Source organism: Rhodococcus aerolatus (assembly GCF_054783215.1).
In genome coordinates this window covers 116772-130695 of sequence record NZ_BAAGQZ010000013.1, presented here as the reverse complement: position 1 = coordinate 130695, position 13924 = coordinate 116772, and the positions used below count along the sequence as shown (strand labels likewise).

Genomic DNA, 13924 nt, shown 5'->3' with positions numbered 1-13924 from the left:
CCGCGCCACCGCCGCCCCGGACCCGCGCGGCTGCGTGTCGCGGACCCGGGCCTACCGGGGCGGGGAGCTCGTCGACGAGGGGTTCCCCGTCGACCGCATCAGCGACCACCTCGACGCCGACCCCGCCACCGTGGTGTGGGTGGACCTGCTCGACCCCGAGCTGCCCGACCTGCAGCACCTGGCCGGCGAGTTCGGCCTGCACCCCATGGCGCTGGAGGACGCGGTGCAGGACCACCAGCGCCCCAAGGTGGACCGCTACGAGCACTACCTGTTCCTCAACGTCTACGCGGTCGAGCTGGACCGGGCGACGGGGGCGCTGGAGACCTCCGAGGTGTCGTCGTTCGTCCTCGAGCGCGCGCTGATCACCGTCCGCAAGGACGACGGCATCGACCTCGACGCCCTGGTCTCCCTGTGGGACGAGACGGCCGACCTCGCCGAGCACGGCGTCGCCTACCTGCTCCACGGCCTGCTCGACCACGTCGTGGACGGGCACTTCGACGCGGTGCAGTCCCTCGACGACGGGGTGGAGGAGCTGGAGGACCAGCTCTTCGCCGACGAGCCGCAGGACCGCCAGGTGCAGCGACGCAGCTTCGCGCTGCGCAAGTCCCTGGTGCTCACCCGGCGGGTGGTGCTGCCCATGCGCGAGGTGCTGAACACGCTGATGCGCCGCGACGTCGACCTGGTGGGGCGGGCGATGGCGCCCTACTACCAGGACGTCTACGACCACGTGCTGCGGGTGACGGAGTGGACGGAGAGCCTGCGCGACCTGGTCACCTCGGTGCTGGAGACGAACCTGACCATCCAGAGCAACCGGCTCAACGAGATCATGAAGAAGCTGACGGCCTGGGCGGCGATCATCGCCATCCCCACCGCGGTCACCGGCTTCTTCGGCCAGAACGTGCCGTACCCGGGGTTCCAGCAGGAGTGGGGCTTCCTGCTCAGCATCGTGCTCATCGCCGGCATCGGCGCCGGGCTCTGGCTGATGTTCCGGCGCCGCGGCTGGTTGTAGCCGGTGGCCGCCGGCGAGCCCTCCGTCACGTGGCGCAGGTCATCCCACCTGCGCTTGCTGGGTGCTAGCGGGGCTTACTAAACTCGCGTCCACCAGGATCCGTCGAGCCACGCGCAGGTCCGTTCGTCACGACAGCGAGGAGCTCCCGGTGGTCAGCACCACAGCCGTGACTGAGGCGGTGACGGGCGTGCTGCGCGCGCCCCGCCGCTCCATCGGCACCGTCACCCACCTCGTCCCGCATCCCGCCCCGGCGGCGAGCGCGGCCGAGGCGTCCCCCGTGCTCGAGGCCGTGCGGCGCGACCCCGCGCTCACCCCGGGCCAGCGCACCGCCCTGGTCGAGCTGTACACGTCGTTCCGGGCGGGCCCGGCGGAGCGCGAGCTCCCCGAGGTGGACCTCACCGCCGCCGGCCGCGCCCACGTCTGCTGACCCGGCCCGCTCAGGGCGTCCCGTCCTGCCGGTCGGGCAGCTCGAGGGTCAGCAGGTGGTAGCCGAGCGTCTTGCCGTGCCCGTCGAGCACCGGCGAGCCGGTCACACCGCCGCCGAGCAGGCCGGGGAGCTCGAAGACCAGTCCCGGCACGTGGTCGAGCACGGTCCGCCGCACCGGGCCCGTCGCGAGACCGCCGTAGTGGGCGGCGACCACCTCGGGGGTCAGCACGGCCCGCAGCTCGGCGAGGTCCGCAGCGGTCCGGGGCAGCACGGCCAGGATCAGGGTGTCGCCCTTGTCGCCGGTGCGGACGTCGGCCACGTCGTCGACGCTGCGCCCGGTCACGGCCGGACCGCCAGCAGGTGCACCTCGGGGCGCACGAGCGCCCGCGGCACCAGGCACGAGCGGACGGCCAGCACCTCGGTGGTGGTGCGCCGGGCGCCGCCGCCCCCCGCGGGGCCGTTGGTGTAGAGGCTCTCGACCTCCCAGCCGACGAGCTCGGCCTCGGCCGGGGTGGCCGTCCGCGCCGTCACGCGCAGCCGGACCTCCACCGGGTCCGTGCGGGGGGCCAGGCCCCGCAGCGCTGCCCCCGCCCCGACGAGCTCGACGCCGACCGCGGACGGGTCGATCCCGTGCACGTCGGCGAGCCGGGTGCTGACCACCTCGGCGGCGAGCTCGGCCCGGGCGAGCGCACGCGGTCCGGCGTAGCTGATCTGGCCCTCTCCGAGCCAGCCCCCCCGGAACCCGACGGTCACCTTGAGCTCGTCGGGCCGCCGCCGTCCGGTGGCCCCGGTGACGTGGACGCGGTCCGGCCCGACCTCCGTCAGCCGGACCCCGGTGAAGTCGGCGGTGACGTCGGGGGTCACGTAGCCGGCGGGGTCGCCGACCTCGTAGAGCAGCTGCTCGCCGCAGGTGCGGGTGGTCAGCTCACCCCCGGAGCCCTCGACCTTGCCCAGCACGGCCGACCCGTCGGGGGCGACGTCGGCGAAGGGGAAGCCCAGCCGGGCCAGGTCCTTGACGGGCTTGGTGACCGGGTCGGCGTAGTACCCGCCGGTGAGCTGCCCCGCGCACTCGAGCAGGTGCCCGACCAGGGTGCCCGCGCCCAGGACGGCGGCGTCGGCCAGGTCCCAGCCCAGCTCGTGGACCAGCGGGGCGAGGTAGAGCGACGGGTCGGCGAGGCGGCCCGTGACGACCACGTCCACGTCCTGGGCGAGCGCGGGCAGCACGGCGTCGGCCCCGAGGTACGCGTTGGCCGAGACCAGCTCCTCGGGGTGCTCGGACAGGCGCAGACCGGTCTCCCAGACGACGGGGTCCAGGGCCCTGACCTCGGCGAGGACGTCGTCCCCCGTCACCGCGGCCACCCGCACCTCGCGACCCGGGGCGACCACCTCCGGGACGAGGCCCGCGACCAGCTCCGCGGCCGCCAGGGGGTTGGCGGCGCCCGAGTTCGTCACGATCGTGGTGCCCGCGGCCGTCGTCAGGCCGAGCACCGCCCGCATCCGTGCGCCGAGCAGCGGGTCGAACCCGGAGCCCGGGTCCTGCAGCCGGCGCGCCTGCCCCGCCGCGACCGTCCGCTCACCGAGGCACTCGAACACCAGGTAGTCCAGCGCGGCGCGCTCGGCCAGCTCGCGGGCCGGGTCGATCCGGTCGCCCGAGAACCCGGCTCCCGCGCCGAGGCGCAGGCTGCTGCGGCCGGTCACGAGACCCACAGCGGGATGACCCCGGTGAGGACGGCCACGAGGAGCATGCCCAGGCTGACCAGCCACGCCCACCCGATGAGGTGGCGGATGTGCCGGCCGATGTCGACCCCGGCGAGCCCCACGAGCAGGTAGAACGCGCCGGTCAGCGGGCTGATCGGGAACCCGACGGTCTCCTCGCCCAGCACCGACGCCTGCGCGAGGTGCAGCGCGCTGACCCCCACCTGGTCGCCGAGGCCCTGCAGCACGGGCAGGAACCCGAAGTAGTACGCGTCGGGCCCGAAGAGCAGGCTCAGCGGCACCCCGAGCACGCCGACCACGAGCGGCAACGCGGGGGCGATCGCGGTGGGCACCGCGTTCGCCGCCGCGCCGGCCATGGCGTCGATCATCCCGCTGCCGTCGAGCACCCCGAGGAGCACCCCGGCCGCCAGCAGCGTGCTCGCCATGAGCATCGCGCCGCGGCCGTGCTCGTCGAGACGGGCCGTCTGGGCCTTCGCGCCGGGGTAGTTCACGACGAGCGCGACGACGGCGGCGACCATGAAGCACAGCTCGGGCGACGCGACGCCCCAGATCAGCACGCCCAGCGTGGCCAGCACCAGCGCGGCGTTGAACCACAGGAGCTTGGGCCGCAGCAACGACGGGTCCGCCGGCTGCGGGTGCTCCCCCGCGGCGGGGTCCCGGTCCGCGTCGGTCCCCGAGGAGCCGGCGGCGGGCGGACCGGCCGGGGCACCGGGGCGGCCGGCTGCACTGCCGACGGACACGCGCCCCGCCGAGGGCACGCGCGCCGTGGACTCGGCCACCTCGGCGGAGACGTCCCCCGCCGCGACCCGCTCGAGCCGACCGCGCTCGCGGCGGCCGAGGTAGTAGGCGATCCCGAGGGCGAGCACGACCCCGGCCACCTGCGCCGGGATGAGCGGGACCCAGATCTCGTTCGCGTCCAGGCCGGTCGTGACCGCGGCGCGGGCCGTCGGACCGCCCCACGGCACCAGGTTCATCACGCCGGCCCCGAGGCCCACGCAGGTGGCGAGGACCAGGCGGCTCATGCCGAGGCGCTCGTAGATCGGCAGCATCGCGGGCACCGCGACGAGGAACGTCACCGCGCCGGCACCGTCGAGGTGCGCCACGACGGCCAGCGCCGTGGTGGCCACGGCGACCGTCGGGGGAGCGCTGCCCGCCCAGCGGACGATCCGTCGGATGACGGGGTCGAACAGCCCGGCGTCCCGCACCACGCCGAAGAAGACGATGGCGAAGACGAACATGGCCGCGACGCCGACCACCCCGCCGAGGCCGTCCTTGACCCACGAGGCCACCTCGCTGGGGGAGCCGCCGGCCAGGAACGCGGCGATGATGGGGACCCCCGCCAGCGCGGTGACCGCCGCGACCCGCTGGGACAGGAGCAGCGCCAGGATCACCAGGATCGTGGCGTAGCCGAGGAATGACAGCATCGTTGCTCTCCTTTGTCGTCCTGGAGAGTGTGGGCGCGGTCACCACCACCGTCCAACATCGATCAGGCATAGATTGATGTTCCGTGAGCATCAATCTGGGGGTCCACCACCTGCGGGCCGTGGTGGCGGTGGCCGACCGGTCCAGCTTCACCGCCGCGGCCGCAGACGTCGGGGTCGGGCAGTCGGCGCTGAGCCGCACGGTGGCCGAGGCCGAGCGCCGGCTGGGCGCGCGGCTCTTCACCCGCACCACCCGGCGGGTCGAGCCCACCGGGGACGGCCGCGAGGTGGCCGAGCACGCGCGGCGCGTCCTGGCGTCCTACGACGACGGGCTCCGCCAGCTCGAGCGCTACGCCACGGGCGAGCGCGGATCCGTGGTGGTCGCCTGCCTGCCGTCGGTCGCGGCGACCTTCCTGCCCGCGCACGTCGTCCGCTTCCGGGCCGCCCACCCCGACGTCCGGCTCGACGTCCGCGACGGCCTGCGCGACGCGGTGCTGGCCTCGGTGCGGTCGGGCGAGGTCGACCTGGCCCTGGTCGCGACGACCGGGTCCCTGGCCGGTCTCGAGCAGCAGGCGCTGGTCACCGACCACTTCTCGCTCGCCGTGCCCGCCACGCACCGCCTCGCCGACCGGAGCAGTGTGGCCTGGACCGAGCTGGCGGGCGAGCCGTTCGTCGCCTTCGGCCCGGAGAGCAGCATCGCCGGGCACGTCGACCGCGCGCTCGCCGACGCGGGCGTGGTGCCGGGCGCGACGGTGCAGGCGCACAACGTGGGCGCGGTGGCGGGACTGGTCGCCGCCGGCCTCGGCGTCACCGCCGTGCCCGGCCTCGTGCTGCCGATGATGGCGTTCGCCGGGGTGGTCGCGGTACCCCTGGTGGACCCGGTGGTCCGCCGCACCATCTCGCTCGTCCGCCTGGCCGGCCGGCACGAGAGCACCAGCGCGCGCCGGTTCCGCGACCTGCTCGTCGCGGGCTGACGCGCCGTTCCGGGCTCAGGACGCGCGTCCGCGCTGGGACCTCAGGACGCGCGTCCGCGCTGGGACCTCAGGACGCGCGTCCGCGCTGGCACCTCAGGACGCGCGTCCGCGCTGGGCCCGGATGCGGCGCACCAGCGCGTCGGTCGACGAGTCGGACTGCGCGTCGGGCGCCGCCTCGTCGGTGAGCACCGGCACCAGCTCCTCGGCCTGCGTCTTGCCCAGCTCGACGCCCCACTGGTCGAAGGAGTCGATGCCCCAGATCGTCCCCTCCACGAACACCACGTGCTCGTAGAGGGCGATCAGCTGGCCGACCACCGACGGGGTCAGCTTCGGCGCCAGGATCGTCGTCGAGGGCCGGTTGCCGGGCATCACCTTGTGCGGCACCACCGCGGCGTCGGTGCCCTCGGCGGCCACCTCCTCGGCCGTCCGGCCGAACGCCAGCACCTTGGTCTGGGCCAGGAAGTTCGCCAGCAGCAGGTCGTGCATCGAGCCCGTCCCGTCGCGGGTGGGCAGGTCGGCCACGGGCTCGGCGAACCCGATGAAGTCCGCGGGCACCAGGCGCGTCCCCTGGTGCAGCAGCTGGTAGAATGCGTGCTGGCCGTTGGTCCCCGGCTCGCCCCAGAAGATCTCGCCCGTCGACGTGGTCACCGGTGAGCCGTCCGCCTGCACGGACTTGCCGTTGGACTCCATGGTGAGCTGCTGCAGGTAGGCCGGGAACCGGGCCAGGTCGTCGGCGTAGGGCAGCACCGCGCGGGACTCGGCGCCGAAGAAGTTCGAGTACCAGACCCCCAGCAGGCCCAGCAGCACCGGGACGTTGCCCGCCAGCGGCGCCTCGGCGAAGTGCCGGTCGACGGCGTGGAAGCCCGCGAGCAGCTCGCCGAACGCGTCGCGGCCGACCACGCACATGACCGACAGCCCGATCGCGGAGTCGACGGAGTACCGCCCGCCCACCCAGTCCCAGAACCCGAACATCTGCTCGGTGTCGATGCCGAAGTCCGCCACCCGGTCGGCGTTGGTCGACACGGCGACGAAGTGCTTGGCCACGGCGTCGTCGCCCGCCCCGTCGCCGAGGCCGTCGAGCAGCCAGCGGCGCGCGGCGGTGGCGTTGGTCAGCGTCTCCAGCGTGCCGAACGTCTTGGACGCCACCACGAACAGCGTGGTGGCCGGGTCGAGGTCGGTCACCGTGGCCACGAGGTCGGTGGGGTCCACGTTGGACACGAACCGGGCGCTGATGCCGGCGTCGGCGTAGCCGCGCAGCGCGCCGTCGACCATGACGGGGCCGAGGTCGGAGCCCCCGATGCCGATGTTGACCACGGTGCGGATGCGCTCGCCCGTCGCGCCGACCCACTCACCGGAGCGCACCCGGTCGGTGAAGTCACCCATCCGGTCCAGCACCTCGTGCACGTCGGCGACCACGTCCTGGCCGTCGACGGTGAGCGTGGCGCCGGCGGGCAGCCGCAGCGCGGTGTGCAGCACGGCGCGGTCCTCGCTGGTGTTGACGTGCTCGCCGGCCAGCATCGCGTCGCGCCGCTGCTCGACCCCGGCGGCGCGCGCCAGGTCGAGCAGCAGGTCGAGCGTCTCGCGGCTGACCCGGTGCTTGGAGTAGTCGACGTAGAGGTCGCCCACGGTCGCGGTGAGCTCGCGGCCGCGCTCGGGGTCGTTGTCGAACAGCTCACGCAGGTGGGTGTGGGCGAGGACCTCGTGGTGCGCGGTGAGCGCCTGCCACTCGGGGGTGCTGGTGATGTCGGCCATGCCTCCATCCTGTCCCGGGGCGTCTGCAAGTACCACCAGGACAGTCCGGGGCGTCTGCAACCACCCCCGGGACCGCTCAGGCGGGGGCGGCCAGCCAGGCGTCGATCCCCGCCACCCCGCGGGCGACGACGTCCGGCTCGGCGCCGGAGTCCTCCAGCGAGCACCGGGCGATGAACGCGAGCGTCGCGTCGTCGAGCCCCAGCTGCGCGCGCGCGAGCTCGTACTCCTCGAGCAGCCCGGGCCCGAACAGCAGCGGGTCGTCGCCGCCCAGGCTGACGCGCACGCCGGCGGCGAGCAGCCCCGGCAGCGGGTGCTCGTCGAGCGAGCCGTACACCCCCAGGGCCAGGTTCGAGCTGGGGCACACGTCGAGGCACACGGCCTCGTCGGCGAGCCGGGACACCAGCGCGGGGTCCTCGGCCGCGCGCACGCCGTGGGCGATGCGCCGGGCACCGAGGGTGTCGAGCGCGCCGCGGACGCTGGCCGGCCCGTCGTGCTCGCCGGCGTGGGGGGCGGAGATGAGCCCGGCCTCGCGGATCATGTCGAACGCCTGCCGGTGCGGCTCGGGCGGGAAGCCCGCCTCGGCGTTGACCAGGCTGAACGACACCACGCCGCGGTCGGCCAGGCGCACCGCGTGGGCGGCCTGCTCGACGCCCTGCGCCGGGTCCTGGGTGCGGTCGGCCACCAGCATGAGGCCGAACCCGAGGCCCAGCTCGGCCGCGCGGGACCGGCCCGCCTCCAGCACCACGTCGAGGGTCTCGGCGTCGGGGCCGAGCCGTCCGCGGTGGTGGACCGGCAGGTACGACGGCTCCAGGTACACCGCGCCGGCGGCGTGCGCGTCCTCGACCACCTCGTGGACCACGCGGACGAGGTCGTCGTGGGTCTTGAGCACCTCGCACGCCGCGACGTAGGTGGAGTCGAACGCGGCGAACGAGCCGAACCCGCGGATCACCGGCACCTCCATGCCGTACCGCTCGCACAGCTCGTGCAGCGTGGCCGGGCGCATGGCGCCCTCGAGGTGCAGGTGCAGGTGACCCTTCGGCAGGGCGGCGAGATCGCGCATGCCGGGGAGGCTAACCGTCGCCGCGGCGGCTACCGCGAACCGCCGCGGGCCTTGGCCGTGGCCGCGGAGGCGGCGTCGCCCTTGGTGCTCGGCTGGGACTGGTTGAGCTTCGGCTTCTCGGCCTTGGGCTTCTTGGTCTCGCGACCGCCCTTGTTCTTGCCCGACATGGGATCTCCTGCCGGCGCCAGGAGCGCCGTGGGGTGGAGCGTCCTCGGTGATGGCTCGCGGTGATGGCCGGCAACGGGGCTGGAGCACCGACGCTACGCGCTGCGGGCCCCCGTCCGGTGCCCACGAGCCCGGCCGTCGGGGGTGCGCACCGGCACCGCGGTGCCCCGCCGCCGGCGCGAGGCGGAGCTGAGTGTCACCCCGGGTCGGGCGGCGAGACCCTCGGCGGCCCGGGCTCAGGCCGTGTCGGCCACGGGCAGGCTCGCCAGCCAGGTGTTCCACCGGCCGAGGTCGCGCCAGTGGGACTCGATGCGGCGCAGGCACTCCCGGGTGTGCCACCACGCGCGCGGCGGGTGGGTGACCCCGAGGGTGAGTGCGGTCAGCCGCAGCAGCTCGATGCGCGGGTGGTCCCGCGGCCAGCCCCGCGGTGCCGTGCGCAGGCTACCCTCCGTGCGCAGCTCCAGCCCGGTCCCGGCCAGCTCGCCCAGCAGCTCGTCGATCTCGTCGCCCCGCTCCCCGTCGTCCACGGCCTGCCGGAACGCGGCCAGCTGCTCGCGGGTGGGCAGGTACCACCCCCCGGCCACGAGCAGGCCGTCGGCGGAGACCTGCAGGTAGAGCGCCCCGGCCGAGGGCTCGCCGCGCTCGGTGGCGTCCACGACCAGGCTGGCCTGCTCCTTGTAGGGCCGCTTGTCGGGGGTGAAGCGCAGGTCCCGGTTCGGCCGGAACACCTTCGGCTCGCCGAACTCCTCGGTGAGCTCGCCGGCCAGCAGCTCCAGCGGCGTGCGGACGTCCGCCTCGTAGGTGGCGCGGTGGGCGTGGAAGTACTCGCGGCTGTTCTCGGCGTGCAGGCCGCGGTAGAAGTCCACGAGGCCGGCGCCGAAGCCGGTGAACCGGGGGTCCGTCACCACCCCATCGTCACCGAGGCGGCCGCACCCCACCAGACCGCCACCCCACCGGTCCCGCGGTCGGCACCCTCCGTCAGTACCGGTGGTCCTCGACGTCGACGTACCCGCCGGCGTCCTCGTCCCCCGGGCCGCGGTCACCCGCCGGGCCGGACCCGGGCCGCGGCGTGCTCGGCCCCGCGGACGTCGGCCGCGCCACCACCACCCGCTTGCGCAGGTCACCGGACTCCCCGCCCCGGTAGCCGCGGGCCTCGAGCCACCCGGTGACCTCGTCGCGGTGGGGGTGGTCCGGCCGGACGGTGTTGTAGACGTAGTTGACGCCGCGGGTCACCGCCTCCTGCTCGAGGTGCTCGAGGACGAACGCGCCCACGCCCTGCCCGGAGGCGTCGGGGTCGGTCGCGAGCAGCACCTCGGCGTCGCCCCACTCGACCTCCAGCCACCCGAGGCCGAGCACCCGGCCCGACGCGTCGCGGGCGCGGAACCAGTCGCCGGGCAGCACGCTGCCGTCGCGCGGCAGGTCGAAGACCCCGTCGGGTGCCCCGCCGACGACACGCTCGACGTCGTCGTCCCACACCAGGCGCTCCGCCCGGTCCCAGGTCAGCTCCGGCGCAGGGCTCACCGGCCCGCCACCAGCGGGGTGTCGACGCCGATGACGCCGGTCTTGGCGGCCCCGCCCGGCGCCCCCAGCGGTGCGTCGCGGCCGGGCAGGACCAGGGAGAAGAAGTCGTCGTTGTCCTGCACGTGGGCGAGGACGTCGTCCTCGACGTGGCGGTCCTGGCTGATCGCCTCGACGGGGCACACCGGCTCGCAGGCGCCGCAGTCGATGCACTCCTTGGTGTTGATGTAGAGCTTGCGCGAGCCCTCGTAGATGCAGTCGACGGGGCACTCGTCCACGCAGGACTTGTCCATCACGTCGATGCACGGCTCGGCGATCACGTAGGGCACGGGGGCCTCCCGGTGTGGTGGGGTCGGTCGGGTCAGGTGGAGAGCTGGGCGGCGGCGGGCACGCCCGAGGCCTGCTCGGTGCCGGCACCGCCGGACAGCGACGCCAGGTCGGCGTCCGCGTAGTGCTCGCGGAGCCGGAAGCGCTGGATCTTGCCGGTGGCCGTCTTGGGCAGGTCGTCGACGAACACCACCGCGCGGGGACGCTTGAACGAGGCGAGCCCGGCCCGGCACCAGTCGACGAGGTCGGCCTCGGTCAGGTCGGCCCCGGCGGCGCTGCGCACCACGCACGCCACGGGCTTGACCAGGCCGTCGGCGTCGGCCACCCCGATGACCGCGGCCTCGCTGACCCCGTCGTGGGCGACGAGGCGGGACTCCACCTCGGCGGGGGAGACCCAGATGCCGCCGGCCTTGAGCAGGTCGTTGGAGCGGCCCAGGCAGCGGTAGTAGCCGTCGGAGTCCTGGACGTAGGAGTCCCCGGTGCGCAGCCACTCGCCCTGGAACACCTCCCGGGTGGCGTCGGTGCGCCGCCAGTAGCCCAGCGCGAGCGACGCCCCCCGCACGAACAGCGACCCGGGGGTGCCCGCGGGCACGACCGCCCCCGACTCGTCGCGCAGCTCGACGTCGTAGCCGGGCACGGGCTTGCCGGTGGTGCCGGGGCGGATGTCGTCCGGCGAGCAGGACAGGAACACGTGCAGCGCCTCGGTGGCGCCGATGCCGTCGAGCACGGGGAACCCGTAGCGCTGCTCCACCCGGGCCTGCAGCTGGGCGGGGAGCGGCTCGCCCGCCGAGGTGGCCAGGCGGACCGAGGCGAACGTGTCCCGCGGCAGCTCGGCGGCGACGAGGGCGGCGTAGAAGGTGGGCGGGCCGAAGAACAGCGTGGGCCGGTGGGCCACGAGCTGCTCCGCGACGACCCCGGGGGTGGGCCGGCGGGGCTCGAGCAGCGCCGAGGCCCCCACGGCGAGCGGGAAGAACAGCGAGTTGCCGATGCCGTAGGCGAAGAACAGCTTGGCCACCGAGAAGCACACGTCGTCGGGCCGGGTCCCCAGGGTGTGGGCGCCGTAGGTCTCGCAGACGTGGCGGATGTTGGCGTGGCGGTGCATGGCGGCCTTGGGCGTGCCCGTGGTGCCGGAGGTGTAGAGCCACAGCGCCCAGTCGTCGTCACCCGTGGCCGCGCAGCCGTCGTCCGCGCCGTCGTTGCCCGTGCCGTCGTCGCCCGGGCCGTCGTCGCCCGAGCCCAGCCGGTCCGCCCACGCGTGCTGGGTGACGCCGTCGGGCAGGCCGTGCAGCGACGGGCCGGTGCGGACGACGTCGGTGACCTCGGGCGAGGCGGTGACGGCGGCCGCGACCGCGTCGGCGAACTCGGGGGAGCACACCACCACCCGGGCACCGCAGTCGCCGATGACGGCGGCGAGCTCGCCCGCGCCGAGCATGGTCGAGACGGGCACGGCCACCACCCCGGCCCGGAAGGCGGCCAGGATCGTCACGGCCATCTCCGCGGAGTCGCTGCACACCAGGACGACCCGGTCGTCGCGGCGCAGGCCCAGGGCCCGCAGCCCGGCCGCGGCGGCGGCGACCTCGTCGGCCAGTCCCGCGTAGGTCACCTCGCGGGCGCCGCGGAACGCGACACGGTCCCCGTCGCCCGCCGCCACCCGTCGGTCGACCAGCCACGCCGCGGCGTTGAACCCCTGAGCCATGAGCTGCCCCTCCTAGACGCGGTGGGTGTCGAAGTCGGCCCGCTGACCCGTGCCGAAGCGGCGCAGCGCCCCCTCCGGGCCGGAGGCGTTGGGCCGGGTGAAGATCCAGTTCTGCCACGCCGTGAGCCGGCCGAAGACCTTGGTCTCCAGCGTCTCCGGGCCGACGAAGCGGTGGTTGGCCTCCATGCCGGTGAGCGCGTCGGGGCTCAGCGAGGCGCGCTCCTCGAGCACGATGCGCAGCTCCTCGGCGAAGTCGATGTCGTCGAGCGCCAGGGTGACCAGCCCGAGCTCGTCGAGGGCGGCGGCGTCGAGGCGCCCGCCGAGCCGGTCACGGACGGCGGCCAGGTCGTCGGGGACGCCGTGGAAGCGCGACCCGAGGCGCGAGAGGCCGTTGCCCATCGGGTGCGCGCCGTCGTTGGCGGCGGTGAGCACCACCTGCGCCGGGGTGGCGTCGGGGTCGTACCCGGGGTCCCGGTCGTCGGAGTACACGCCCTCGAGCACGTACTGCCGGTCGCAGGCCAGCAGCAGCTCGGCGAGGAACCCGCCCGCGCAGCTGCCCGGCTCGATGACGCCGACGAGCGTGCGGCTGGTGACGTCGAGCCGCTTGAGCACCCGGGTGAGGTAGAGCGACACCTCGCGGGCGAACCAGTCCCCGCCGGCGACCAGCTCGGTCAACGCGGTGTCGTGGGCGAGCACGGCGTCGAGGTCGCCCCGGGTGCGCAGCACCCACGTGCCGAGGTCCGGCTCGTTGGTGCGCAGCCGCAGGACCGCGTCGTCGAGCTCGCGGGCCACGGCCAGCGGCCACCAGTCGACCCCGGCGGCCAGCGCGGCGGCGGCGTCGGACGGGGCGGCCTCGTCGGGGGCGGGACCGGAGACGGTGAGGTCGACGCGGCGGCCGGACCGGTCGAGGGTGGCCGTGACGTGGGGGTAGGTGAGCGCGTCCGGGGTCTCCGTGCGCGCCAGGGGGGTCAGCTCGGGGCCGACGGCGTCGGTGGGGCGGTCGGAGCGCGCGGCGGCGGCGCGGGCCCGGGCGGTGACGGTCTCGGTGAAGCGGGCGCGCGGCACCGACTCGTCGACCAGCCGCCAGGCGACGGCCGTGGCGCCGCGGACGCCCTCGGCCTTGGTCGCGAACACGTCGGCCCGGTCCCGGCGGACGTGGCGCTTGTCGACCACCCGGGTCAACCCACCGGTGCCCGGCAGCACACCGAGCAGGGGGACCTCGGGGAGCGAGACGGTGGAGGAGCCGTCGTCGATGAGGACGATCTCCTCGCAGGCCAGCGCCATCTCGTAACCGCCGCCGGCTGCGGTGCCGTTGAGCGCGGCGACCCAGGTCTGCCCGGAGTGGGCGGTGGCGTCCTCGATGCCGTTGCGCGTCTCGTTGGTGAACTTGCAGAAGTTCACCTTCCAGGCGTGGCTGGACTGCGCGAGCATCCGGATGTTGGCGCCGGCGCAGAACATCTTCTCGACCCCGCTGGTGAGCACGACGGCCCGGACCCCGGGGTGGCTCAGGCGCAGCCGCTGGGTGGCGTCGTAGAGCTCGACGTCGACGCCGAGGTCGTAGGAGTTCGACTTCAGCTCGTAGCCGGGGACGAGGCCGGCGTCGGGGTCGACGACGAGCGAGAGCGTCGCGACCTCGCCGTCGACCGCCAGGCGCCAGTGCCGGTACCGGTCGGGGTGGGTGTCGAAGTCGACCCGGACGGGTGCCTCGACCGCCCCGGCCTGCTCCTCGGGCGCTGCGTCGGCCACCGCGGTCATGGGTCCTCGTCTCGTCCGGGGTCTGTGGGCTGGGCCACAATCTACGCGGACTTGGCTGTCCGTCAAGCATGTGTAGACCGACGGTGGTCGGAGGTGACGGACCG

At 74.8% G+C, this 13924-nt stretch carries 14 protein-coding genes; 3 read left to right on the top strand and 11 right to left on the bottom strand.

Annotated features, from left to right (window positions below; genetic code table 11):
• The first annotated feature begins 34 nt into the window (after window positions 1-34).
• Entirely contained in the window at window positions 35-1009 is a 975-nt protein-coding gene (locus tag ACYVOF_RS06575; protein ID WP_460864902.1) for a magnesium transporter CorA family protein, read from the top strand.
• 148 nt (window positions 1010-1157) lie between these two features.
• Window positions 1158-1436 carry a hypothetical protein gene (locus ACYVOF_RS06570; RefSeq protein WP_460864900.1) on the top strand — a complete coding sequence of 93 codons (279 nt, stop codon included), beginning with the start codon at window positions 1158-1160 and terminating at the stop codon, window positions 1434-1436.
• Window positions 1437-1446: 10 nt separating this feature from the next.
• On the opposite strand, the gene ACYVOF_RS06565 is transcribed toward ACYVOF_RS06570, so the two are convergent.
• From ACYVOF_RS06565 to ACYVOF_RS06555, 3 genes are read right to left on the bottom strand one after another with little or no spacing between them, the layout of a single operon-like run.
• Entirely contained in the window at window positions 1447-1779 is a 333-nt protein-coding gene (locus ACYVOF_RS06565; protein ID WP_460864898.1) for an AtuA-related protein, read from the bottom strand.
• On the bottom strand, window positions 1776-3134 hold the full coding sequence (locus tag ACYVOF_RS06560; protein ID WP_460864896.1) for an acyclic terpene utilization AtuA family protein: 1359 nt from the start codon (window positions 3132-3134) through the stop codon (window positions 1776-1778). The genes ACYVOF_RS06565 and ACYVOF_RS06560 overlap by 4 nt, the downstream gene beginning before the upstream one ends.
• Window positions 3131-4576, bottom strand: coding sequence for a CitMHS family transporter (locus tag ACYVOF_RS06555; RefSeq protein ID WP_460864894.1), 1446 nt, complete (start codon window positions 4574-4576; stop codon window positions 3131-3133). The genes ACYVOF_RS06560 and ACYVOF_RS06555 overlap by 4 nt, the downstream gene beginning before the upstream one ends.
• Before the next feature lie 83 nt (window positions 4577-4659).
• On the opposite strand from ACYVOF_RS06555, the gene ACYVOF_RS06550 reads away from it, so the two are divergent.
• On the top strand, window positions 4660-5547 hold the full coding sequence (locus ACYVOF_RS06550; protein WP_460864892.1) for a LysR substrate-binding domain-containing protein: 888 nt from the start codon (window positions 4660-4662) through the stop codon (window positions 5545-5547).
• Window positions 5548-5640: 93 nt separating this feature from the next.
• Here ACYVOF_RS06550 and pgi read toward each other — a convergent pair whose 3' ends face one another.
• The 8 genes from pgi to boxC form a co-directional block, all read right to left on the bottom strand.
• Complete coding sequence (gene pgi, locus ACYVOF_RS06545; RefSeq protein ID WP_460864890.1) at window positions 5641-7299, bottom strand: glucose-6-phosphate isomerase; 1659 nt, start codon at window positions 7297-7299, stop codon at window positions 5641-5643.
• 76 nt (window positions 7300-7375) lie between these two features.
• Window positions 7376-8359, bottom strand: a complete 984-nt coding sequence (gene add / locus ACYVOF_RS06540) for an adenosine deaminase (RefSeq protein ID WP_460864888.1) — start codon at window positions 8357-8359, stop codon at window positions 7376-7378.
• A gap of 29 nt (window positions 8360-8388) precedes the next feature.
• Window positions 8389-8526, bottom strand: coding sequence for a hypothetical protein (locus ACYVOF_RS06535; protein ID WP_460864887.1), 138 nt, complete (start codon window positions 8524-8526; stop codon window positions 8389-8391).
• Window positions 8527-8760: 234 nt separating this feature from the next.
• Window positions 8761-9429, bottom strand: coding sequence for a DUF2461 domain-containing protein (locus ACYVOF_RS06530; protein WP_460864885.1), 669 nt, complete (start codon window positions 9427-9429; stop codon window positions 8761-8763).
• Between the two features lie 73 nt (window positions 9430-9502).
• A complete protein-coding gene (locus tag ACYVOF_RS06525; RefSeq protein ID WP_460864883.1) occupies window positions 9503-10045 on the bottom strand; it encodes a GNAT family N-acetyltransferase in 543 nt (180 codons plus the stop codon).
• Window positions 10042-10371, bottom strand: a complete 330-nt coding sequence (gene fdxA, locus ACYVOF_RS06520) for a ferredoxin (RefSeq protein WP_460864881.1) — start codon at window positions 10369-10371, stop codon at window positions 10042-10044. The genes ACYVOF_RS06525 and fdxA overlap by 4 nt, the downstream gene beginning before the upstream one ends.
• Before the next feature lie 32 nt (window positions 10372-10403).
• Entirely contained in the window at window positions 10404-12065 is a 1662-nt protein-coding gene (locus ACYVOF_RS06515; protein WP_460864878.1) for a benzoate-CoA ligase family protein, read from the bottom strand.
• A gap of 12 nt (window positions 12066-12077) precedes the next feature.
• The gene (gene boxC, locus ACYVOF_RS06510) at window positions 12078-13820 is read right to left on the bottom strand and encodes a 2,3-epoxybenzoyl-CoA dihydrolase (protein ID WP_460864876.1); all 1743 of its coding nucleotides are present in this window, start codon (window positions 13818-13820) and stop codon (window positions 12078-12080) included.
• Between the last annotated feature and the right edge of the window lie 104 nt (window positions 13821-13924).